General features: G+C 35.0%; 22 protein-coding genes. 9 read left to right on the forward strand and 13 right to left on the reverse strand.

The window, feature by feature from the left end; all coding sequences use genetic code 11:
• Nucleotides 1–67: 67 nt before the first annotated feature.
• From ASC72_RS23520 to ASC72_RS00585, 3 genes are all read right to left on the reverse strand, one after another.
• The gene (locus ASC72_RS23520) at nt 68–229 is read right to left on the reverse strand and encodes a DUF1328 domain-containing protein (RefSeq protein ID WP_082564213.1); all 162 of its coding nucleotides are present in this window, start codon (nt 227–229) and stop codon (nt 68–70) included.
• A gap of 107 nt (nt 230–336) precedes the next feature.
• Nucleotides 337–1,428: a DNA topoisomerase IB gene (locus tag ASC72_RS00580; protein WP_056185145.1), complete on the reverse strand. Its 1,092-nt coding sequence runs from the start codon at nt 1,426–1,428 to the stop codon at nt 337–339.
• Nucleotides 1,429–1,547: 119 nt separating this feature from the next.
• Nucleotides 1,548–1,778, reverse strand: coding sequence for a hypothetical protein (locus tag ASC72_RS00585; RefSeq protein ID WP_056185148.1), 231 nt, complete (start codon nt 1,776–1,778; stop codon nt 1,548–1,550).
• 506 nt (nt 1,779–2,284) lie between these two features.
• Between ASC72_RS00585 and ASC72_RS00590 the strand changes: the two genes are divergently transcribed.
• The gene (locus ASC72_RS00590; RefSeq protein WP_056185151.1) at nt 2,285–2,872 is read left to right on the forward strand and encodes a DUF4142 domain-containing protein; all 588 of its coding nucleotides are present in this window, start codon (nt 2,285–2,287) and stop codon (nt 2,870–2,872) included.
• Nucleotides 2,873–3,067: 195 nt separating this feature from the next.
• On the opposite strand, the gene ASC72_RS00595 is transcribed toward ASC72_RS00590, so the two are convergent.
• From ASC72_RS00595 to ASC72_RS00610, 4 genes are all read right to left on the reverse strand, one after another.
• Nucleotides 3,068–4,120 (reverse strand): NAD(P)-dependent alcohol dehydrogenase, encoded by a 1,053-nt coding sequence (locus ASC72_RS00595; protein ID WP_056185154.1) that lies wholly within the window; start codon nt 4,118–4,120, stop codon nt 3,068–3,070.
• 209 nt (nt 4,121–4,329) lie between these two features.
• Entirely contained in the window at nt 4,330–4,734 is a 405-nt protein-coding gene (locus ASC72_RS00600) for a cupin domain-containing protein (RefSeq protein ID WP_056185157.1), read from the reverse strand.
• Nucleotides 4,735–4,759: 25 nt separating this feature from the next.
• Nucleotides 4,760–5,173 carry a cupin domain-containing protein gene (locus ASC72_RS00605; protein ID WP_056185160.1) on the reverse strand — a complete coding sequence of 138 codons (414 nt, stop codon included), beginning with the start codon at nt 5,171–5,173 and terminating at the stop codon, nt 4,760–4,762.
• Nucleotides 5,174–5,356: 183 nt separating this feature from the next.
• On the reverse strand, nt 5,357–6,229 hold the full coding sequence (locus ASC72_RS00610) for an AraC family transcriptional regulator (protein ID WP_056185162.1): 873 nt from the start codon (nt 6,227–6,229) through the stop codon (nt 5,357–5,359).
• A gap of 207 nt (nt 6,230–6,436) precedes the next feature.
• Here ASC72_RS00610 and ASC72_RS00615 point away from each other — a divergent pair, with 207 nt between their 5' ends.
• Both ASC72_RS00615 and ASC72_RS00620 read left to right on the forward strand, forming a co-directional pair.
• Complete coding sequence (locus tag ASC72_RS00615) at nt 6,437–7,024, forward strand: Crp/Fnr family transcriptional regulator (RefSeq protein WP_056185165.1); 588 nt, start codon at nt 6,437–6,439, stop codon at nt 7,022–7,024.
• 100 nt (nt 7,025–7,124) lie between these two features.
• The gene (locus ASC72_RS00620; RefSeq protein ID WP_056185168.1) at nt 7,125–8,105 is read left to right on the forward strand and encodes an SMP-30/gluconolactonase/LRE family protein; all 981 of its coding nucleotides are present in this window, start codon (nt 7,125–7,127) and stop codon (nt 8,103–8,105) included.
• Nucleotides 8,106–8,240: 135 nt separating this feature from the next.
• Here ASC72_RS00620 and galA read toward each other — a convergent pair whose 3' ends face one another.
• Nucleotides 8,241–11,066 carry a beta-galactosidase GalA gene (galA, locus tag ASC72_RS00625; protein ID WP_056185172.1) on the reverse strand — a complete coding sequence of 942 codons (2,826 nt, stop codon included), beginning with the start codon at nt 11,064–11,066 and terminating at the stop codon, nt 8,241–8,243.
• Nucleotides 11,067–11,285: 219 nt separating this feature from the next.
• Between galA and ASC72_RS00630 the strand changes: the two genes are divergently transcribed.
• Genes ASC72_RS00630 through ASC72_RS00645 form a run of 4 tightly spaced genes read left to right on the forward strand, consistent with a single transcriptional unit; the run spans nt 11,286 to nt 14,274 of the window.
• Nucleotides 11,286–11,669, forward strand: coding sequence for a hypothetical protein (locus ASC72_RS00630; protein ID WP_056185175.1), 384 nt, complete (start codon nt 11,286–11,288; stop codon nt 11,667–11,669).
• A 9-nt stretch (nt 11,670–11,678) separates the two neighbouring features.
• Nucleotides 11,679–12,545, forward strand: coding sequence for a chromate resistance protein ChrB domain-containing protein (locus tag ASC72_RS00635; protein WP_056185178.1), 867 nt, complete (start codon nt 11,679–11,681; stop codon nt 12,543–12,545).
• Nucleotides 12,546–12,601: 56 nt separating this feature from the next.
• A complete protein-coding gene (locus ASC72_RS00640; protein WP_056185180.1) occupies nt 12,602–13,102 on the forward strand; it encodes a hypothetical protein in 501 nt (166 codons plus the stop codon).
• 11 nt (nt 13,103–13,113) lie between these two features.
• Nucleotides 13,114–14,274, forward strand: a complete 1,161-nt coding sequence (locus ASC72_RS00645) for a chromate transporter (RefSeq protein ID WP_056185183.1) — start codon at nt 13,114–13,116, stop codon at nt 14,272–14,274.
• Nucleotides 14,275–14,449: 175 nt separating this feature from the next.
• Here the strand turns inward: ASC72_RS00645 and ASC72_RS00650 are convergent, their stop codons facing one another.
• On the reverse strand, nt 14,450–14,920 hold the full coding sequence (locus ASC72_RS00650; protein WP_056185186.1) for a hypothetical protein: 471 nt from the start codon (nt 14,918–14,920) through the stop codon (nt 14,450–14,452).
• An 18-nt stretch (nt 14,921–14,938) separates the two neighbouring features.
• Complete coding sequence (locus tag ASC72_RS00655) at nt 14,939–15,436, reverse strand: TlpA disulfide reductase family protein (protein WP_056185190.1); 498 nt, start codon at nt 15,434–15,436, stop codon at nt 14,939–14,941.
• Nucleotides 15,437–15,775: 339 nt separating this feature from the next.
• On the opposite strand from ASC72_RS00655, the gene ASC72_RS00660 reads away from it, so the two are divergent.
• On the forward strand, nt 15,776–16,078 hold the full coding sequence (locus ASC72_RS00660; protein ID WP_056185193.1) for a helix-turn-helix transcriptional regulator: 303 nt from the start codon (nt 15,776–15,778) through the stop codon (nt 16,076–16,078).
• Between the two features lie 6 nt (nt 16,079–16,084).
• Entirely contained in the window at nt 16,085–17,191 is a 1,107-nt protein-coding gene (locus tag ASC72_RS00665) for an NADH:flavin oxidoreductase (protein WP_056185197.1), read from the forward strand.
• A gap of 274 nt (nt 17,192–17,465) precedes the next feature.
• Here the strand turns inward: ASC72_RS00665 and ASC72_RS00670 are convergent, their stop codons facing one another.
• The 3 genes from ASC72_RS00670 to ASC72_RS00680 form a co-directional block, all read right to left on the reverse strand.
• Nucleotides 17,466–18,605 (reverse strand): acyltransferase, encoded by a 1,140-nt coding sequence (locus tag ASC72_RS00670; RefSeq protein WP_056185199.1) that lies wholly within the window; start codon nt 18,603–18,605, stop codon nt 17,466–17,468.
• A gap of 259 nt (nt 18,606–18,864) precedes the next feature.
• On the reverse strand, nt 18,865–19,515 hold the full coding sequence (locus ASC72_RS00675) for a DUF1349 domain-containing protein (RefSeq protein WP_056186820.1): 651 nt from the start codon (nt 19,513–19,515) through the stop codon (nt 18,865–18,867).
• A 216-nt stretch (nt 19,516–19,731) separates the two neighbouring features.
• Nucleotides 19,732–21,948 carry a glycoside hydrolase family 3 C-terminal domain-containing protein gene (locus tag ASC72_RS00680; RefSeq protein ID WP_056185202.1) on the reverse strand — a complete coding sequence of 739 codons (2,217 nt, stop codon included), beginning with the start codon at nt 21,946–21,948 and terminating at the stop codon, nt 19,732–19,734.
• Between the last annotated feature and the right edge of the window lie 159 nt (nt 21,949–22,107).

A 22,107-nucleotide genomic window follows, 5' to 3' on the forward strand; every position in this document is an offset into this window, starting at 1 on the left:
AACGACACATGTACCTAAATATATGTGCCGTTTTCAAGTTCGTTTTTAATTTACTGAGCGCTATAGACTAAATACTTCTTCGGCCACCAATAAGGGATAAAAGAAATAATACTATGAATATAAAGAATAATACTTTAGCTATACTTGCTGCTCCGGCGGCAACTCCGCCAAAACCAAATATTCCTGCCACTATGGCCAGAATAATAAAAATGACAGTCCAACGTAACATAATCGTGATTTTTAAATTAATATTGTTTGTTTGTTACACAAATTTCATGTTTTTAAAAGATAAACATTAACTCTAAACATTATATTTATAGCTCGATAGGTACTGATTTACAATAAATTGAGCTGATAATTTTGTATTAACTCAGAAAAAGCAATTTCGGTTCTCGAAAAGTATTTCTGATTGCTGCGGCTTTTTTTTACCCTATCAAAATATTTCTGAATGGAACCATCTTCATAAGTCGAAACCAGCAAAGGATGAACGTAATAATTCCTGCAAACATTTCTGGTATTTCCTAACGCCGCTGCTGTGATATCATAGGCTTCCAGAATATTCTTTTTTATTTCTTTTTCGTCTGATGTGATTCCTACTTCCATTAAAGTTTCAAAAAATATAATCGAAGCGGCCCAGGTTCTAAAGTCTTTTGCACTAAAATATTCACCAGAAATTGTATGTAAATATTCATTGACCATCTGACTGTCTAAAACCTTTTTTTCACCATTTTTATCGTAATATTTAAAAACTTCCCAACCCGGAATTTCCTCACAACGACTTACTAATTTTATAAGTTGTTTATTTTTGGTTGTAATCGTGTGTTGAATTCCCTTTTTTCCGATAAATTCAAATCGGAGTGAATTTTTATCAATGTTAATATGGCGTTTTCGTAAAGTAGAAAGTCCATATGATTTATTGTCTTTGGCGTACTTTTCATTCCCAATTCTGATATGGGTTTCTTCCATCAATCTGATAACCAAAGCCACTACTTTTTCTCTTCCCCATTCTTTTCTTTCTAAATCTTTATCAACTTGTTTTCTTATGGCGGGTAACTTTGATCCGAATTCTGCTATTTTATAGAATTTAGTCTGATTTCTAATCAAATTCCACTTCGGATGATATCTGTATTGTTTTCTGTTTCTATCATCTAAACCAATAGCTTGTAAATGTGCATTTGGTAACTCTGAAATTTGTACATTTTGCCAGGCTGGCGGTAAAACCAAACTGTTAATACGTTTCAATTCGCTTTTTTGCTTAATACACCTCCCATTTTTTTTATAAATAAAACCCTCTTCAAATTTGCATCTTTCAATGGTTAATTGCTGATTGTTTACATATACTAAATCTAATTTTTCCAGCACCAAATGCGGCGTTTTAATTAATTGTTTTATTAATTTTTCAGCTTTGGCCGATGCTGTTGAATTCATGTTTGTTAGATTTTTTAAGTTCCCGTCAAGCGGATGTTTTTGCCACAGATTGCACAGATTAAAAAAGATTTCTCAAAAAACATTTTCCCTTCAAAATCTGTGGAATCTGTAGCATTTTTTTAATTTTTCTTTAAAGAGTGAATTAAATTTTTTTTACTCATATAAGAACGTCCCGGAATACCTGCTTTTATAGCTTCCTGATACAATTCTTCTTTGGTCCATTCTTCGTATGGTTTTGTTTTTTCACCCTTTAAATCAGGATCTCTCGTATTAGAAACCTCTGCTGATTTTCCTTTGCTATATCCTTCCTTTAAAAGTCCGTGATAGTCACTTTTAGTTGTTGCATGCATGATTAAAAATTTAGGTTTAAAATTGTATGTTTGGTATATCAAATTTCAAAATAAAACAGTTTCAACACGTTATATAATTCTTGTAATAATTTTCATAATTAACTTAAAATGTGAGGTATAAAAAAATCCCAATTCACAGGAATTGAGATTATTCTGTTATAACCTTAATATAAGCATAAGATATTCTATCTGAGCCATCATTAAAAATACTGATCTCATTCAGTCCTTGAATATTCAATACCTTTCTTTTCATAATTTATTTTTAAAAGATTAATACTTTTTTAAAATAAAAACTAATATTAACCTTTAATTATAGCCTCTTTACTGGAAACCATATTTTGTATTAATATAGAAACAAGTATACTACTAAATAAAATTAAAACACCAAGTATTTATACTGCTTTTACAACATGCATTTAAATCCTGTAACATTATTTAATAATGCTGTAAGATATTCTCCATACCATCTGAATAATTTTACCACATAACATTTAAACTATAAAATCATGAAAAAGATACTATTAGCCGGAAAATTAATTTTAGGAGCAGGACTTATTATTATATTCTTGAATTCTTGTAAAAACGAAACCAAACAAGAAGATCCAAAAGAAGTGGCTGAAGATGCAAACGAAGCAAAATTCGACTCAATAGACAGTAAAGAAGATGATTCTGAATTTTTAGTAGATCAGGCTGAAGTTAATTTGGCTGAAATCGAAATCGGAAAACTGGCACAAACAAAAGGGACGAATCCTGAAGTGAAAAAATTTGGAAAAATGTTAGTTGATGATCATACTAAAGCCGCTTCTGAAGTAAGCGCTTTGGCTCAGGCAAAAAACTTTACACTACCAACTTCTCTTACTGAAGATGGTCAGGAAGAATATAAAAAACTAAACGAAAAATCAGGCGCTGATTTTGATAAAAAATTCGCTGACATGATGATTGATGGTCACGAAAAAGCAATCAACAAACTTGAAAAAGCGTCTAAGGATGCAAAAGATGCGGACGTGAGAACCTGGGCTTCTAATAATATTGCCGGATTGACCGCGCATTTAGAACACGCCAAAATGCTAAAACAAAATTTAGACAAAAAGTAAAATAAATTTAATTGGTTATTATTTTATTTTAAAAACCCCTTAGGATTTGAATTGCTTAAGGGGTTTTCTTTTGAGGTGCAAAGTTGCAGAGGGACAAAGGTTCAAAGGTTTTACTCTCTCTGTTAATTCTTTGCAATTGCAAAAGTAAGGTAGTAAAAGAAACCTTTGAACCTTTGTTGCTTTGAGCCTTTGTTCCTATTTCAAAGACTCCATATCAATCACAAAACGATACTTAATATCTCCTTTTAGTAATCTTTCGTAAGCTTCATTTACTTCATTTACGCCAATTATTTCAATATCTGCGGTAATATTATGTTCTGCACAGAAATCTAACATTTCCTGAGTTTCTGCAATTCCACCGATCATAGAACCTGCAAAACTTCTTCTACCTAATATAAGACTGAATGAGGTTACAGGAAGTGGTTCCATTGGAGCACCAACCAATACTAAATTTCCATCAACTTTTAATAAATTTAAATACGAATCGATATTGTGTTCTGCAGAAACACAATCTAAAATAAAGTGAAGACTTCTTGCATGTTTCGCCATTTGTTCCGGATCTGTAGATAAAACTACTTCATCAGCTCCTAGACGTTTTGCGTCTTCGGTTTTAGACAATGAAGTGGTAAAAACTACCACATGAGCGCCCATAGCTTTTGCCAATTTGATTCCCATATGTCCCAAACCACCTATTCCGACAATTCCTACTTTTTGTCCAGGACCAACTTTCCAGTGTTTTAATGGAGAATATGTTGTGATTCCAGCACATAACAACGGAGCAACTCCGGCAAGGTCTAATTTATCTGAAATGCGCAATACATAATTTTCATCCACCACAATACTTTGAGAGTAACCTCCAAAAGTTTGTCCGCCTAAATGTGCATCCGGTGAATTGAAAGTTAATATACTTCCGGCATCACAAAATTGTTCCAAACCTTCTTTACATTGTTCGCATTCTCTACAGGAATCAACCATACAACCTACTCCAGCCAACTCACCGACTTTAAAATTCTTTACGTGATCTCCTACTTTTACCACTCTTCCCACGATTTCATGTCCGGGAACAATTGGATAAACTGTGCCATGCCATTCATTTCTGGCCGAATGTAAATCGGAATGGCAAATTCCGCAATATAAAATTTCTATTTCTACATCATGCGCTTGTACAGCTCTTCTTTTGATGTCTAATGTTTTTAATGGTGCTTCAGCAGCTATTGTACCAAAGGCTTTTATATCTTTTGTTTCCATTATAATTTCTTGTTTAAAGTTTATTTGTTTCAGGTAAATAGCCACAAAGGCGCTAAGTCGCATAGGAACGAAGTTCCTAGCGTGAACCTTCGTTCCTCGGGATGACAAGATTGTGGTCAGGTAAGTCCAGAATTATCTAATTATCTAATTATCTAATTATCTAATTATCTAATTATCTAATTATCTAATTGACTAATTATCAAATTCCTCTAACTTCCAAAACTGTGATATTCCTCATCAGTAACGCTGTCAAGCCAGATGCCATGCCCTTTGTCGATTTCCGTTATGATTGTTACATAAGAAAATTTTCTAAACGGAGTTGCTCCATACCAATGTTCAATTCCTGGTAAAATTGTAATCACTTCGTCTTTATGAATTAAGCGAACTGCGCTTCCCTTTTCCTGATAATAGCCCACACCTTCTTTTGCAATAAGCAAATGAAGACTTGAATTAATATGCCAGTTACTTCTTGCACAAGGCTCGAAAGTAACTTCTTTAATCATTGTATTTTCAGGATGAATATTGCTGGTCTGTTTTTTATAAGATACGTCACCTGTCATGTACGTATTAGGGACTTTTCCTTCTTCGATAACCGCTGCATAATTTGTCGACATAATTAATTATTTTTTGAGTTAGTTTTTATTTAAAGCTATTGTATTGCTCATCGGTTACGGGTTCTAACCAATCTACAATTCCGGTTTGGGTATTGGTGCTGATGGCAATATGGGTAAATTCGCTATCCGGAGAAGCACCGTGCCAGTGTTTAAGTTCGGGGGGAATATTGACGACATCACCTACTTGCAATAACTGAATTGGTTTGCCAACTTCCTGATAATATCCTGTTCCGCGCGTTACAATCAAAATTTGCCCGCCGGGATGGGTATGCCAATTGTTTCGTGCACCAGGTTCGAAAACAACATTACCAACTGCAGTATTTAGAACCGGGTCGTTTGGCACCAGCATTTTAACCCAGGCTTTTCCTGTAAAGTAATCTGCCGAAGCTAAATCGCCATTAGGAAAAATTTCGTTTAATTGATTTTCTGAAGTTTTCATAATTATTTGTTTTTACTATCGGCACAACTAAATCAGAAAGCAAGAATGCGCTTTAAGAAGTTAGATTTAGTGTATAAAAAACCGATAAAGGATTAATACTAATTATTTCGATGCAAATTTACTTTAGTAAAACCTACCTCGGATAATGATAATCAAACAAAAAATTAAGAATATGAAACAATTTTACATTCTCAACGATTTCGGAATTGTTCCGGTAAGTCTTTTAAAGTAGTTATTAAAATAGCTTGGATATTCAAATCCGAGTGAGTAACCGATATCTGCAATGCTCCAGTCGGTGTGTTGCAATAAAGCTTTGGCTTCGCCGATAATTCGTTCAGTAATATGGGCTGTAGTAGGTTTTCCGGTAACTTCTTTTACCGAACGATTGAGGTGGTTTACGTGTACTGCAAGACTTTGAGCGTAATCTTGTGGCGTTTTCAAAATTAGAGGCTGGTCTTTTGTTTCTACTGGAAATTGTCTTTCTAAAAGTTCCAGAAATAAGGAGGTGATTCTTGCCGAAGCATTTTTGTGTTTAAAGAAATTCTCCGATGGTTGCATTTTCATTGATTCGTGCAAAATCAAATTAATGTAATTACGAATTAAATCATCTTTGAAAACATAATCTGTCTCTTGTTCTTCGATCATTTTTTGAAACAACGAATCTATAAACACTTTATGTTCAGGCGTTAACGCAAAAATTGGTGTACCACCTATTTTAAACAAAGGCGATTCATGAAGACTTTCTGAACGGTCTTTTACCTTTAAAAAATCTTCGGTAAACACACAGGCATACCCTTCATAAGAAGGTGAAAGGGTATCCCAGGAATACGGAATATACGGATTTCCAAAGAACAAAATAGTTCCGTCAACCTCAATGCCGCGATCCGCGTAATGTACGAGGCTTTTACTGGTATTTATACAAATTTTGTAAAAATCCCTACGGTTATAAGTCGGAATTTTACTTGCATCACCATTAATTTCGTATACTTTAAAACCTTTCAGCTTTAAATCGTTTATACCAACTTCTGAAGCCTGAAAATCTAATTGCTCTTTCATTTTGCAAAGTTATGAAAATCAAATAAAAAAATAGTTTTATTTTGTTTCAGGTTTCATGTTTCAGGTTGGGGTGGACTTAACCGCAAAGATCGCAAAGGATTACGCTAAGGTCGCTAAGTTTTATTTTTTCCTTGCGTGCCTTGCGTAATCCTTTGCGAACTTTGCGATTAGACCTTAAACCTGAAACAAAAAATTTATCTTTGTTACATGAAAGACTTACAACCCGTTATAGATTATGTCTCCAGATATGTTGATTTAACAGATGATGAAAAAACGCATCTGGCTTCTTTTTTGAAAATCATCAAAGTCAAAAAAAGACAGTTTATTGTGCAACCAGGTTTTGTTTGCCAGCATAAAAGTTATGTTGTCAAAGGAGCTTTCAGAGGTTATTTAGTCGATAATGAAGGGAAAGAACACACTTTGTCTTTTGCTATTGAAGATTGGTGGATTTCCGATTACAGCAGTTTAATTTATCAGGAACCCGCGACTTTATTTGTTGAAGCATTGGAAGATTCTGTTCTTATTCAAATTGCTTATCAAGACGAACAACGCTTTCTTCAGGAAATCCCGAAACTCGAAAAATTCGAACGTATTATTACCCAACGCTCTCTGGCTTTTCAACAAAAAAGACTTTTATCTAATTTTACTAAAACAGCCGAAGAACGCTATGATGAATTCATGAGCAAATATTCGGCAATTGCAAAACGTGTTCCACAATATGCATTGGCTTCGTATTTGGGCTTCAGTACCGAATATTTAAGTAAGATCCGCAATCGAAAATCCTCAAAAAGTTAATCCAGTTCAACCTTATTTCCTAAACCAGTTCATTTTTATTTTTAGTATTCTGTCCCAGATTTGCATTGTCAATAGGGACAAAAAATTTTAATTCATAAAAATGAAAAATACTATTTTAATTACTGCACTTTCAATTCTTTTCATGGCATGTGACAGCGAAAAAAAATCAGGAACCGCTTCCACCTCTTTCCAAAGTACATATTCCATAACTGACATTGGTCTTTATCCTGAAGGAATTGATTACGATTCTAGAAATGAAAAGTTTCTGTTTAGTTCCCTGCACAAAGGAGCTGTTTACACAATGAGTCCAAAAGGCGAAGCTATCGTTTTTGCTACGAGCAGCAAACTGGTTTTACCAACCGGAATTTATACAGATGAAGTCCGAAACCGCTTAATAGTCGCTAATGCTGATTTGGGAATCTCTCAAAAAAGTACTCCTGCCAGCGCCGGAAGTATTGCTACAGTTAGCATTTTCAATCTTACATCAGGTGAATTAATCAAGGAAATTGACTTGAAAAATTTCACACCAAATGCAGGCTCTTGTTTAAATGATATAGCTGTAGACACCAAAGGGAATATTTACATTACTGATTCGTTTTCTCCCAATATTTATAAAATTGATGACAATTATATTCCCTCTTTATTTTTGACCAATACACTATTTCAGCCCGCTCCAAATCAATTTGGTTTAAATGGAATCGTTTTCCATCCTGATGGTTATTTACTGGCTGTAAAAACAGATGATTCGAAGCTGTTTAAAATATCACTTTCTGATCCCGCTGTTATTACTGTCGTTACCGGAACAACTTTCAGCACTCCGGATGGTATTGAATTGGATAAAAACAATAATTTAGTGGTGGTTGAAAATGGACTTGGTTTGGGTAAAACCTACACTTTTTCAAGCACAAACAACTGGACGAGTGCTTCAAAAATAAGTGAAACCAATATTGGAAAAGAGGAATTTCCAACAACTGCAACTTTGGCTTCTGATGGAAATGTTTATGTTGTCAATTCTAAATTGGGTAAATTATTGGCAGGAGATAAAACGCAATCTAGTTATACTATTCAGAGGATAAAGTAATTGTTTTAGGTTTTAGGTTTCAGATTAGGGCAGGTTTAACCGCAAAGTTCGCAAGGAGATACGCAAGGTTCGCTAAGTTTTCCCTTGCGTTCTTTGGTAAAATCATTGCGGACCTTGCGGTTAAATAACTTCAATCTATTTTTTCAAAACTAAATTTCCTGCTTGTAATCCTTTCGCTGTAGCAGATAAAATAACTTCTTTTTCACCTTCATTTTTTTGGATGATGATTTGTGCGTATCCGTTAAAAAGTTTCCTTTTCCAGGATTCTGCAGGAGTTACGACCTGAATAATTCCGGGATCAGTGTTCATTACATCCCAGTCTTTTATCCTTTGCAATGGTGTTGTTGCAATGTAAATCGTGTTTTTTCCTTCTTTTAAAATGGCTTTATTTAAAATGTATTTTTGAGTATCGTCTTTACTTGGCTCAATCTTATTTCCGTTTACAAAAACTGCCGTTTCCTTCCCTATTTTCTTGTAGAAAAAAGTGACAATATTGTTATCCAAATTATTCTTCAACTCAAAATCTCCTTTGTAGACATAAGCCGGAGCTTGCTTTTTATAGTCTCTGTCTTTAAAAGCTACAGTCCAATCAGCATCATTAGCGTCTTCAATTTTATCTGGAAGATCTGCTGAAGTTAATTTCTTCTCCTTAAAATTATTTATAGCAACAAGATTAGTGTTATCAATAAATTTATCACTCTCTAAAGAAGTTGGATTCCCATTTCCGACTCCGAGAATTTTTCCGCCTTTTATCGAAAACGCAATTTCATCATCTGCCGTTGGCACATGCAATCCTTTTTTATCAGTCAATTCGGCCGTTACCATTACAACATTTGAGTTTGAGAGATTTTCTTTATCTACAGAAAGTTTAATATTTTCAGGGCTTCCTGTTGTTTTTTGAACTTGTGACAGAACTTTTTTCCCGTTTTTAAAACCGATTGCTTCCAAAGTTCCTGCTTCATATTTTACCTTCCATTCTAAATGACCGTTTAACTCCATTTTCTTTTTGCCGAGACTTTTTTTGTTCAGAAAAAGTTCTACTTCATCACAATTCGAATACGCCCAAACGTCAATTTCTTTGCCTTCCATTCCACTCCAGTTCCAATGTGGAAGAATGTGCAAAACAGGTTCAGTTCCCCACCACGATTTCAAATAAAATACATTGTCTTTCGGGAAACCGCAAACATCCATCATTCCAAAATAAGATGTCACCGATGGCCATCCATAAGGTGTTGGCTCTCCGCGATAATCAAAACCAGTCCAAAAAAATACTCCGGCTAAATACGGTCTTTCGGCATAAAATTTCCAGCCTTCTTCGATACTGTAAAATGTTGGGCGCGGTTTTTTATCATAAGCACTTTGATAATGTTTTGCATCGTCTGTAAAATAAATTCCTCTTGTTGCGAAGGTTGAACCTTCCTCCGTGCCCATTCCGGGTTGTTTTTTGAACTCATTCCTATGTGCGTCGATATCGCCGTTTCCGAGATAATTATAGCCCATGATTTCGACTACCGAAGAGATTCCACTTCTAAAACCGCTGCTGATTGCCACTGTAACCGGTCTCGTAGAATCAATACTTTTGGTAAATCCCTGCATAATAGTAGTAATGCGTTCACCAACAATATTCCCTTCAATATTCCATTCTTCATTTCCAACCGACCAGCAAAAAATACTCGGATGATTACGGTCACGTTCGATCATTCGCTTTAAATCATTCAGATGATAATCGTTAATTCCCATTAAACGGGTTTCATCAATCACTAACATTCCCAATTCATCACAGGCTTTAAGTAACTCAGGCGTTGGTGGATGATGCGAACAACGATACGCATTCGACCCCATTTCTTTCAGCTTTTTGATTCTGTAATACTGCAATTCGTCTGGCAAAGCCGTACCGATTCCGGCATGATCCTGATGATTATTGGTTCCTTTTAGTTTTACCGGTTTGCCATTCAGAAAAAAACCTTTTTCGGCATCAAACTTCATAGTTCTGATTCCGAAAGACGTTTCATAACGGTCAATTATTTGTCCGTTTTGCTTAATATCAGTTACTAACCGATATAAATTCGGATTCTCAATATCCCACAATAATGGATTTTTTACTGCTAATTTTGAAGTAAAATTGGCCTTTTTATAAAACTCAGGAGCCGGAACATTTTCAGAAACAGAGGAGATTTGTTTTCCTCCGGTATCCAAAATAGTCTGAATAATTTCAATTGAACCTTTATCGTTTCCTTTATTTTCAATAGTAACCTCAGCGGTAATTTCAGCATTATCATTTTTGATTTCGGAAATAACATAAGTTCCATTTGAAACTATATGAATTGGATTTGTTTTCTGGAGATAGACGTGACGATAAATTCCCGCGCCTTCATAAAACCAGCCTTCTTCCATCGAAGCATCGACACGAACGACAATTGTATTTTCTCCGCCATAATTTACATAAGCCGAAACATCATATTCAAAACCGTTATAACCACTTTGTTCTGTTCCGAGGAAATAGCCGTTAAAAAACACTTTTGAATTTCTAAAAACACCATCAAACTTTAAGGAAATGATTCGGCCTTTATCACTTTCCGGAATACTAATTTTTTTTCGGTACCAACCGATACTTTTTTCAGGAAAACCTTTTCCGGCTGTTTTAAATCCGTGGCTAAAACTGGCTTTTTCACTAAAGGATTGTTCTACAGCCCAATCGTGCGGAAGATCTAATTTTCTCCAGGCACGATCGTCAAAACCTGATGCTGCCGGACCGTCTCCAAAACCGGTTTTTGTCAAATAGGAGAAATAACCTTCGGCATGACCAAAATCTTTTTGAGTATCATATAAATGGCCAAACGAAAAACGCCAGTCTTTATCAATTAAAGTCAATTCTCTTTCTGATTTATTTTGCGAAAAAGTACAAAACGAGATAAAAAAAATAAAACAGGATAATATTTCCTTCGGAAAAATAGTTTTCATGAAAAATGTGGTTTACAGAGATGATTAGCAAAAGCTAAAATTAGAGTTTTAAAACCGGATAAATTAATAGTATTTTATCAAAATATGATCTTTATAGCAAACAATGATACCTGAAAATTAGACGTTAAAAATTTAGAATCATTCTATCAGCGGTTCTTTACCAAATCTTATTGTTTTGGCGTAATTTTATATTGAAAATTAACAAAACCAAATTTAATCATGAGTGTTATAAAAGACGAAAATACGCTTCTTAGCACCATTAAGCGTATTGATGAAAAAATAGACAAATTAAATGATCAAAAAATAATTGCTTTTTTTGACCATCTTGGATTAACTGAAAGGCCAGATGTTCCAAAGAATTTTCTAGATTTTGAAACCATACTTATTGTCGTTCCTAACCGACATATTTCGCACGAATTAAAATATTTTAAATATTCCATTTCCCGACTTTCTTTCGTGACTAATCCGTATGCGAAACAAATTCATGTTTATGATTTTAAGGAATGGAACAGCATTACCAGAAATAAAACACAGTTTCAGGTAAGGGAGTTGTTAAAAACCAGTTTTGGTGGCGTAAAAGATATAACGGAGGGAATGAATTAACTATCGCCAATGAAATGGATTACCAGAGAAAGACCAAAAATTGACAGAATTGCATGCCCTTGGCTCATCAAAAAATTTGTCGATCCGGATGCCGAATTTATTTATGTTCCTTTTGATGAAGTTTTGGCTAAAGCCGAAGTATTAAAAGCGATTCCGTTTGACATTCCCAATGTAGAATATACGCATTACAACGAAGAATGTACATTTGATTACATTGTAAAAAAGCATCAAATTAAAGATCCAGCCATTTTAATCATGGCTAAAATTGTTCGTGGCGCTGATACTGATCAACATGAAATTGCAAAAGAATCTGCCGGGCTCTGGGCCATTTCGGCCGGACTTTCATATAATATTACCAATGATGCTGAACTATTAGCTAACGGAATGGTTATTTATGATGCGCTTTACAGTTGGGCAACACATTTGTACAAACAAAATCATTTGCAGAACAGTCCTTTTGAAAGTTTACTTCATGAAGTCTACAACAAATTTTTAGCTGAAAAGAAATCAAATCAAAAAACACCTTCGTGGGTTAAGGATTTAAAAGAAATAATTCAGGATCAGATTGATACTCAGTTTGCTTTTGACTTAAAAAAAATATCAAGTGATTTAGAGCTCAATCCCTCCTATCTATCCAGAGAATTTTCGAAGTATTTTGAAGATTTAAATTTTGGTGATTATGTTCGGAAATTACGAATTGAAAAAGCCATAAACCTAATTCAAAATTCAACTTATACCTTAACTGAAATCGCTTATATGACGGGATTTTCAGATCAAAGTCATTTTACACGAATATTCAAATTGCATACCGGAAAAAATCCTTCTTCGTATAGAAAAAATACGCTAAAAAGTAAACCAGATACAAAAGGTAAATAAGATTCTATTTATATCTACTAACTCTATATAGTTTTGTTTTATCAACAAAAACTATTATGATTTCATTTAGACACATTCTCTTATTCGCTTTATTCTCTTTTGCTGTTAATGCTTTTTCTCAAACAGTTTATCCAAAAATAACTGGCTATTTTGGAATCATGCATCCAATTATAACGATTAATAATGAACAAACCAATGTAAATTTCAGGGATTATTATGCCGTAGGTTTTCCAACTGGAATCAACCTCTGGAAAAACTCAAAAATAGGTTTCTCTTTCGAAGTAGTTCCCAATATAAAAGTACAGGGCGCAAGTGACAAAGTAACCAATATATTATTCCATCCCGGCGTTTTAGTGGCATTAGGAAAAGGCTATACTTTTGCCGGAAGAGCTGCTTTTGAAAGCAGCGGAAGATATGGTTTTACTCCAGTACTTAATAAAACCGTTATTAAAAGCGAGAATTGCAGTTATTTTGTTGCGGTTCCGCTTCCGGTTAGATTTGGTAATGATCATCCTGCAACGTTTACGGTAGGTTTTCAATTTGGAATTGCATTTTAAAAACTTTATCAATGGCAGATTCAAAATATACATTAAAAGAATTAACCTTATATTTTCTAAAACTGGGTACAATAGGTTTTGGGGGCCCGGTTGCTCTTGTAGGCTACATGCATAAAGACTTAGTCGAAAATCGCAAATGGATCTCTGAAGAAGAATACAAACAGGGCTTAGCTTTGGCACAATTAGCTCCGGGGCCCTTGGCTGCACAATTAGGTATCTATATTGGTTTCGTGCATTATCGGTTATTAGGCGCTACTTTAATCGGATTTGCATTTGTCTTACCCTCTTTTTTAATGGTTGTTCTTTTAGGAATTGTATACAAATTATATGGGGGATTATCCTGGATTCAGGCTGTATTTTATGGGGTTGGTGCAGCTGTTATTGGCCTTATAATGGTAAGTTCGTATAAACTTACCGTAAAATCTATAGGTAAATTCAACATCGAATCTTTTAAAATAAATTGGCTGTTATGGCTGTTTTTTCTCATTACTTTAGGCGTAACTTTTATAACACAGCAAGAACCCGTTTTACTATTTATTGCAGCAGGTTTTTTATACATGCTTATAAAAGCACCACCGAAATGGTTAAACTCAAAATCTATAAATTCAATAGTGCTTCTGCAAGTTCCTTTTTGGAATTATGAAAGCGAAACACTGCTAAAAATTGCCATCTTCTTTGCGCAGGCAGGAACATTTGTATTTGGAAGCGGTTTAGCCATCGTACCTTTTTTACATTCAGGTGTTGTAATCGAAAATCATTGGCTCACAGAACAGCAATTTCTGGATTCTGTGGCAGTCGCCATGATTACGCCTGGCCCGGTAGTTATTACAGTAGGATTTATTGGCTATTTGGTTGACGGTTTTCTTGGGGCTCTGGTTGCTGCTTTAGCAACATTTCTGCCTTGCTATTTATTTACCGTTGCAATGGCGCCCTCTTTTCATAAAATTGCCAAAAATAAATCCGTTAAATCATTTGTTGATGGAATTACGGCGGCGGTTATTGGTGCATTAGTAGGATCTGTTTTTGTAATTGCCTCGCGCACTATAATTGATATTCCAACCGTTATTATAGCCGTTGCAACAATTACCACTTTGCTATATGTCAAAAATATTGCTGAACCCTATATTATACTTATTGCTGCTGCTGTTGGCTTAATTATAAAATTAATATGAATGTGTCAGGTTGCAGGTTGGATTGTGTATTTTAACCACAAAGTTCGCAAAGGGATTACGCAAAGTTCGCAAAGGTTAATCACATATAGCTTGAACTTAATAAAGTCAACTACAAGCACACCGGAAAAAAATGCTTTGCGTTAAAATTAACCAGCTTTGCTGTAAAATTAATTCGTTATCTAATTTCAAAAATACTTATAAACTTTTCCTCTAATTTTTTCCTTTTTCTCTCTTCATTCCATCGTGAATAAAAAGCCATGAAAAGTAAAAATAAATTAACTATTGTAGACGCTCTTCTGAGTCCTCTTGCAAAAAAGAGGAAAAATATATTGATTGCCAGTATAAGAATTATTGGAGAATATCTTGCCCAAATTAACTGAAATTGATTGCCTGGCTCCATAATATAATCTACTTTGAGTTGATTATTGGTTATTTTATATTTTCCTTTTATAATATAAAATGATGGAGATACTGCTGAATTTAATGTTAATCGAAAGCTTTTATCATCAAAAAGTCCATAAAAAGGTTTTGTTCCAGTAAAACCATTAGCTATACCAAATGGGCTCAATTTTAATTTTGGAGAACCAATTTCAGTATTGTTTTTTAATCTTTCACGGAATTCTGATAAACTGAGTTTTGATACCATTTAATTGTAATTTCCTTTCTAGTTTTGCTGTGGCGCCAATATACTCTTCACCATTTCATTCAAAGCACTTCCATGAATATTTTTGGCCAGAATAATTCCGTTTTTATCTATTAAAAAGTTTAACGGTACAGATTGTAGCATATAATCTACGGCAGCAGGAGATTTCCAATATTTAAGATCACTTACTTGTATCCATGGGAGTTTTTGTTTAGCAATAGCTCCTAACCAAAGTGGCTTTTTGGTATCCATTGAAACACTGTAAATGGATAATTTACCCGGATAAGTATTATATAATTTTATTAATTCCGGATGTTCCTTTGTGCATGGTCCACACCATGACGCCCAAAAGTCAATTAAAACCAAATCTCCCCTTAAGGAAGTTAAGGCTACATTAATTCCTTTTGTATCTGGAAGATCGATTTCAGGAGCAATATCCCCTACTTCAAGACCAACAACTTGTGCATTTGAGTTTAGAACAGAGCATAAGAATGCCAAAATAAGTAAAGTTTTTTTCATAATTGGTTAAGTTTTATTGAGTTTATTGGGCTTTTTTAATCTCGCAAAGTCTCATTTTTGTCATTTCGACGAAGGAGAAATCACATGTGCTGATCGACAAAGATTGTTGATTTTCTTTGTGGAGTTTTTAGTGTGATTTCTCCTTCGTCGAAATGACAAGATTGCGCATAACTTTGTGTCTCTGCGACTTTGCGAGATTAATACATTAGCAAATATAAATACTTCTTTGAATATATTTTGACAATCAATTGCATTTTATAATCATTATCTTCTTCATAAAATTTTCCTAAATATTTTTCTTTTAATTGACATATCGGGAAAAGTCGATATATTTGCACCATGGAACAAATAGAAATCTTTAAGGCACTGTCGAACAAATCCAGATTACAAATGCTGGAATGGTTAAAAGAACCCGAAATACACTTCCCGGAACAACTCCAGCATGCAGGATTTGAACATGGAGTTTGTGTTGGTCAAATACAAGCCAAGGCAGGCCTGACGCAATCTACTGTTTCTGAATACCTGTCGATTTTACAACGTGCCGGTTTTATTGAGGCCAAACGCGTCGGACAATGGACTTACTACAAACGCAACGAAGGTGCCTTTGAAGCACTCAGTAAATTAATTCAAACTAATTTGTAAATTACTATGAGTACAAACAACCTGTTTTCGGCATTTAACTTAAAAACGTTAAATCTTAAAAATAGAATCGTAATGGCGCCCATGACGCGCTCATTTTCGCCAAACGGAATTCCAACTGATGAAGTAGCTTCTTACTACCAAAAAAGAGCTGAAGGGGAAGTTGGATTAATCTTATCTGAAGGAACTGTAATCAACAGACCTTCATCATCAAATGATGCCAATGTACCTCATTTTCATGGAGAGGCAGCTTTAAAAGGATGGAAAAAAGTTATTGATGAAGTTCATGCTGCCGGTGGAAAAATGGGCCCACAAATCTGGCACATGGGAATTATGGACAACCATCATTCCGGATGGATTCCGCCAGTTCCTTTTGAAGGTCCATCTGGTTTAAACCGACCTGATTTTAGAAATGGAATCGCCATGACTGAGAAAGATATCGAAGATACCATTCTTGCTTTCGGTCAAGCGGCTGCCGATGCCAAAAAATTAGGTTTTGATACCGTTGAAATTCACGGCGCGCACGGTTATTTGATCGACCAGTTCTTTAGAGCTGAAACGAATTTACGTACTGATATTTATGGTGGAAAAACATTGCCGGAACGTAATCGTTTTGCCATTGAAGTCGTAAAAGAAGTAAGAAAACAAGTAGGTGACGATTTCGCTGTTATTATGCGTTTTTCTCAATTTAAACCTTCTGATTACAATTATAAACTGGCTAAAAATCCACAGGAATTAGAAGCATGGCTTACGCCTCTCGTTGACGCCGGTGTTGATATTTTACACTGTTCTCAACGTCGTTTCTGGGAACCTGAATTCGAAGAATCTGATTTGAATTTTGCAGGATGGGCTAAAAAAGTTACCGGAGCACCAACTATTACAGTAGGTTCTGTTGGACTTTCAGGCGATTTCTTCGGAGCATTTGCCGGAGAAAGTTCAGAACCAACATCTTTAGAAGAATTAAACAGACGTTTCGACAGAGGCGATTTTGATTTGGTTGCCGTTGGAAGACCTCTTTTATCCGACCCGAATTGGGTTGCGAAAATCAAAGCCGGAAAAACAGCTGAGTTGAAAGGTTTTAGTAAAGAAGCTTTGGGACAATTGGTTTTAGAATAAGTCTTTTTTAAGGCACAGAGATGCAAAGGTGCAAAGGGACAAAGGTTTTTCTTTCCGCCTTTCAATCATAAATTGCCCGCGGATTGAACGGATTTATACTGTTAACGCTGATTTTAAATCATTTTAATCTTTGGTAAAAATAAAAGGGATGAAACAAATTATGTTTCATCCCTTTTTTGAATAGCTAATAACTAACAAAATTAGAAATTCAATCTTTTTAAATTAGTTGCAGAGGTACAAAGGAACAAAGGTTTTAGCCTATGAACCTTTGTTCCTATGCCACTTTGCTTCTTCTTTGAAATTTCTTTTGAAGCCAATTTCTAACAGGTTCATCGTATAATTTCAGGCATAAATACGCAATTACAATGCTGGTAATTAAAACACCTATCCCTACAACGTAACCATCTTCCAATGCTATTTTATTATCGACAACCCAGGCAAAATACCAATAAATAAGTGGGTAATGTGTGATATAAATGGGATAGGAAATATCTCCTAAAAGCTTGCATATTTTAGCAGAAAAAGCACTTTTAATTTCACCGCCCGCTCCAATTGCCACAATAAGAGGAAATACTAAAATAATACAGAAAGATTCATACAAACCGTTCATCCATAAGCTGTTTTCATCTCCAATTCTTGGTATGATTAGCACTGCTGAAATCATTAAACTACAAACCCAGAAAGCGCCTTTGATGTGAATTAGTTTTCCTAAACGAGAAAGTAAAACGCCGGCAAAAAACGGATATAACAAACGGGTAAAACCAACGTTCATCTGTTCCAAATTTAAGGACCAACCACCAATCACATCTCCTTTTGGTCCAAAAACAGTATAATTGATCAGCAGACCGGCGAATATCAATACAAAAACGGTCATGACTTTATTCGAGAATTTACGAAATAAGACAGCGTATAAAATATTGGCTATGTATTCGAAGAAAAGCGACCATGCCGGCCCGTCAAGCGGATGCATTTCTCCCCATCCCCTAATTTCCATCGAGGGCGGAACTGGAAGCAATGTAAATCCAATAATCATGGTTAAAATCAATTTCCAGACTGGCATTCCGGCAATCTGCGGAAACAAAATATCCGAAGCCTGAAAATAGTAGAATATGGCGCCAATAATCATTCCCATAATGACCATGGGCTGCAAACGAATCAAACGTCGTTTGTAAAACTCCCATTGTGTCATTTTTGCCCAGCGATCGTCATAAGCATAAGCCACAACAAAGCCCGATAAAAGAAAAAAGAAATCAACAGCTAAATAACCGTGATTGATAATTTGTTTAAATCTGCTTCCGCCGTTATGCGCTTCGAAAATATGAAAAGCAACAACTAAAATTGCGGCTACTCCACGCAGACCGTCCAGAATTTCATAATGTTTTTTGGGCTGAATATCAATAGAAGTTGAACTCATAAAAAATGGTTAATGGTTAGTTAATAGTTAGTTATTAATGGTTAATTGAAAACTTATTTTACCGCAAAGTTCGCAAAGGGTTTATGCAAAGATCGCTACACAAAGCTTTGCGAACTTACTTAAAGCCAATTGTAAACACAGCAAAAAAAATACTTTGCGATCTTTACGATAAAATTACCTGCAAACATAAGAGATCACAAGGTTTAAGCAAAACTACATAATTATCTAATTTTCTAATTGACTCAATTATCTAAGTAATCTATTCCTGATGATTCTTAAGCCACTCCAGTCTCCTTTGATCCGGTAAATGTGTTACTTTAAAATTTTCAAATTTAGCTTCAAAACCTTTTCCGTCTGGTGATGCGGCCATCAAACCAACCATTACTGGCGTATTGTCTTGCAACGGCGCGTTTCTGGTCAGGATATAATTTTTATCGTCATAAGAGAAAAACACTTCAACAGCATCTAATCTTCTTACTACTTTGATCCAGACAAAGGGCGGTGCTTTGTCTAGTGTTGTTACGCTCCAATCGCTTTTATCATGCGTTACAACGGTGCTGATATTAAATTTTCCGTCCACAAATTCGACTCCGGTTTTAATGTAGTTTTTTTCGTCAATGCGAATCATTAATCCCATTTGATCAAAACGGGCGATGTAATTGCCTGTTATTTTTACTTTGGCTTCAAATTCTCCGCCGTAAGTCGCGTAATAAAATGGTGCATCATCAACGGTAAACCCGTAATGCGAAATACGCCAATAATCGCTGCTCGCGGTTACATTCATAATCAAAGCATTGTTTTTAATTTCCCATTTTTCAGGCTCATTAAACCATTGCATTTTATTCAGGCTTTGCGCGGAAAGATTTTGTGCTACAAATAAAGTGATAACACAAAGTAGAATATTTTTCATGTCATTTATTTTTTTAACAGTAAACATTTTATTTATTTTTTGAACCATTAAGAGATTAAGAAAAATTAAGTTTAAGCTCGTTGAACTTTACTTTCTTAATCTATATTTTTTAAAACACAAAGCTTAATTAACTTAATTGGTAAAAAATCAAAAAGAAAAGCTGCAACATTTTACCATTGCAGCCCTACAACCAACCAATTTAGAAAATTAATGAAATTATTGAAGTGAAAAATTCACTTTAGATTTTATATCTGTAGATGATGCCCCGATAATGGCTTCAAAAGCTCCCGGTTCAGCAACCCATTCGTGTTTTTTGTCGTCGAAGAAACTCAAAGCAGTTTTATCAACAGTAAAAGTTACCGTCTTCTCTTCTCCTGCTTTTAGTGAAACTTTTTCAAAGCCTTTTAATTCCTTAATTGGTCGGATCAAAGAAGATTTTAAATCGCTGATATAAAGCTGCACTACTTCAGAACCTTCTCTGTTTCCTGTATTTTTTACTTTTACAGAAAATGTAATTTGATCTCCAGCCGACATTTGTTTTTTATCTGCAGTCACTTTTCCGTATTCAAAAGTGGTGTAACTTAACCCGTGCCCAAAAGAGAATAACGGTTTAATTTTTTGTTTGTCAGCCCAACGGTAACCCACAAAAATGCTTTCTTTGTAAGTTACATCTTCTCCTCCAGGAAAATCTCCTAAAGCGTGCGCTCCGTTATCAGATAATTTTACGGGGAAAGTAAAAGTCAATTTTCCGGAAGGATTTACATCTCCAACTAAAACTGCCGCCAAAGCATTTCCGGCCTCTGTACCTAAAAACCATCCTTGTACAATTCCCGGAACTTCTTTTACCCACGGCATTGCCACAGCATTTCCTGAAATATTTACATAAACCAGATTTTTATTTACTTTCACTAACTCAGAAATCAATTTATCCTGACCGTATGAAAGCTCTAATCCTTTACGGTCGTGGCCTTCATCATCCTGATTTGGACTTTTGTTCAAGCCTCCAATAAACAGCACAATATCAGCATCTTTAGCCACTTTTAAAGCTTCTGCGGTTAATTCTGCCGGAGAACGTTTTTCTTCTAAACTTACTTTTGCAATAACTCCATTATAATTACTTGTTGGGTCTCCAACATAACCGCGAGCGTAAACAATCTCAGCCTGATTTCCAATTCTCTTTTTTAATCCTTCAAGCGGTGTAATTTCATATCTTGCTTTCAATGAAGAACTTCCTCCACCAACAGTCATCATTTTAATGGCATTTTCTCCAATAACTGCAATCTTTTTAGTTTTAGAAAGATTGATTGGCAAAATGTTGTTGTTATTTTGAAGTAATACAATTCCTTCTTCAGCAATTTTTAAACCTGCTTTAGCATGTTCTTCAGTTCCAAAAGATCCAAAAGGTCTGTTTTTATTCATAGTTGTCAAGAAAGATAAACGTAAAATACGACGTACTTTTTCGTCTAACTCTTTAGTTCCAATCTCTCCTTTTCTAATCATTTCTGAATAGGGTTTTGCCAAATAATAGTTGTCATAAGCATTACTTGTTCCCCATGAAAGTCCGTTGGTCCAGGAACCAAATTCCATATCCAAACCATTATGAATCGCCTGTTTGGTATCATGAACACCACCCCAATCTGAGATTACAACACCTTTGAAACCCCATTCTCCACGAAGAATATCGTTTAACAAAAACTCATTGTGGCAACATTGCTGTCCTTTGTATTTGTTGTAAGATCCCATAATTGCCCAGGCATCTCCCTCTTGTACAGCCGCTTTAAAAGCCGGCAAGTAAATTTCATATAAAGCACGATCATCTACAACTACGTTTACAGTATTACGGTTTGTTTCCTGATTGTTTAAAGCGAAATGTTTAACGCAGGCAGCGACTCCATTCGATTGAACTCCTTTAATATAAGGAACCACCATTTTTGAAGTTAAGAAAGGATCCTCTCCCATATATTCGAAATTACGACCGTTTAATGGCGTTCTGTAGATATTTACTCCAGGTCCTAATAGTACATTTTTGTTACGGTAACGTGCTTCTTCTCCAATTGATTTTCCGTATAAAGAAGCCAATTCTTTGTTCCATGTTGCAGAAAGTGTTGTTAACGCCGGAAATGCAATACAAGAATCATTTGTCCAGCCTGCCTGGTCCCACTCATCCCATTTAACTTCTGTACGAATTCCGTGTGGCCCGTCGGTCATCCAGTTTTCCGGAATTCCGAGACGCTGTACACCTGGTGAACTGAATTTAGACTGCGCATGAATCATGGCGATTTTTTCTGCAGTTGTCATTTTTGCAAGTGCATCTTCTACACGTTCATTAATTGGCTTTTTATCATCCAGATAAACAGGAACATTGTTTTGGGCATTCATCCCAAACGAACTCAGCATCAATAGAACAAGAAGAGTTTTAACGTTTTTAAACATAACTATATAATTTATTAAAGCATTTAATTTACAAGCAGGGACTTTTAGTCAAAAGTACCTTATAATAATATTGTAAAGCTAAAACGTTATAGTTCGTGTTAGAATTTTAAACGGAAAAAAGTAGTGAAATAAAAAATTAAAATAATGATTATTAGATAT

This window comes from Flavobacterium sp. Root420 (assembly GCF_001427905.1).
In the GTDB taxonomy this organism is placed as follows: Bacteria; Bacteroidota; Bacteroidia; order Flavobacteriales; family Flavobacteriaceae; genus Flavobacterium.

What these genes read in the sequence shown, in the direction of transcription:
- ASC72_RS00605 (WP_056185160.1), bottom strand. Translation starts at nt 5,173, where the DNA reads ATGAAAACTTCAGAAAATCAATTAAACGAAATTTTTCCTAATGGCGAT.
- ASC72_RS00590 (WP_056185151.1), top strand. Translation starts at nt 2,285, where the DNA reads ATGAAAAAGATACTATTAGCCGGAAAATTAATTTTAGGAGCAGGACTT.
- ASC72_RS00600 (WP_056185157.1), bottom strand. Translation starts at nt 4,734, where the DNA reads ATGTCGACAAATTATGCAGCGGTTATCGAAGAAGGAAAAGTCCCTAAT.
- ASC72_RS00580 (WP_056185145.1), bottom strand. Translation starts at nt 1,428, where the DNA reads ATGAATTCAACAGCATCGGCCAAAGCTGAAAAATTAATAAAACAATTA.
- ASC72_RS00615 (WP_056185165.1), top strand. Translation starts at nt 6,437, where the DNA reads ATGAAAGACTTACAACCCGTTATAGATTATGTCTCCAGATATGTTGAT.
- galA (WP_056185172.1), bottom strand. Translation starts at nt 11,066, where the DNA reads ATGAAAACTATTTTTCCGAAGGAAATATTATCCTGTTTTATTTTTTTT.
- ASC72_RS00630 (WP_056185175.1), top strand. Translation starts at nt 11,286, where the DNA reads ATGAGTGTTATAAAAGACGAAAATACGCTTCTTAGCACCATTAAGCGT.
- ASC72_RS00595 (WP_056185154.1), bottom strand. Translation starts at nt 4,120, where the DNA reads ATGGAAACAAAAGATATAAAAGCCTTTGGTACAATAGCTGCTGAAGCA.
- ASC72_RS00645 (WP_056185183.1), top strand. Translation starts at nt 13,114, where the DNA reads ATGGCAGATTCAAAATATACATTAAAAGAATTAACCTTATATTTTCTA.
- ASC72_RS00660 (WP_056185193.1), top strand. Translation starts at nt 15,776, where the DNA reads ATGGAACAAATAGAAATCTTTAAGGCACTGTCGAACAAATCCAGATTA.
- ASC72_RS00665 (WP_056185197.1), top strand. Translation starts at nt 16,085, where the DNA reads ATGAGTACAAACAACCTGTTTTCGGCATTTAACTTAAAAACGTTAAAT.
- ASC72_RS00640 (WP_056185180.1), top strand. Translation starts at nt 12,602, where the DNA reads ATGATTTCATTTAGACACATTCTCTTATTCGCTTTATTCTCTTTTGCT.
- ASC72_RS00585 (WP_056185148.1), bottom strand. Translation starts at nt 1,778, where the DNA reads ATGCATGCAACAACTAAAAGTGACTATCACGGACTTTTAAAGGAAGGA.
- ASC72_RS00620 (WP_056185168.1), top strand. Translation starts at nt 7,125, where the DNA reads ATGAAAAATACTATTTTAATTACTGCACTTTCAATTCTTTTCATGGCA.
- ASC72_RS00680 (WP_056185202.1), bottom strand. Translation starts at nt 21,948, where the DNA reads ATGTTTAAAAACGTTAAAACTCTTCTTGTTCTATTGATGCTGAGTTCG.
- ASC72_RS00610 (WP_056185162.1), bottom strand. Translation starts at nt 6,229, where the DNA reads ATGAAAGAGCAATTAGATTTTCAGGCTTCAGAAGTTGGTATAAACGAT.
- ASC72_RS00655 (WP_056185190.1), bottom strand. Translation starts at nt 15,436, where the DNA reads ATGAAAAAAACTTTACTTATTTTGGCATTCTTATGCTCTGTTCTAAAC.
- ASC72_RS23520 (WP_082564213.1), bottom strand. Translation starts at nt 229, where the DNA reads ATGTTACGTTGGACTGTCATTTTTATTATTCTGGCCATAGTGGCAGGA.
- ASC72_RS00670 (WP_056185199.1), bottom strand. Translation starts at nt 18,605, where the DNA reads ATGAGTTCAACTTCTATTGATATTCAGCCCAAAAAACATTATGAAATT.
- ASC72_RS00635 (WP_056185178.1), top strand. Translation starts at nt 11,679, where the DNA reads ATGAAATGGATTACCAGAGAAAGACCAAAAATTGACAGAATTGCATGC.
- ASC72_RS00650 (WP_056185186.1), bottom strand. Translation starts at nt 14,920, where the DNA reads ATGGTATCAAAACTCAGTTTATCAGAATTCCGTGAAAGATTAAAAAAC.
- ASC72_RS00675 (WP_056186820.1), bottom strand. Translation starts at nt 19,515, where the DNA reads ATGAAAAATATTCTACTTTGTGTTATCACTTTATTTGTAGCACAAAAT.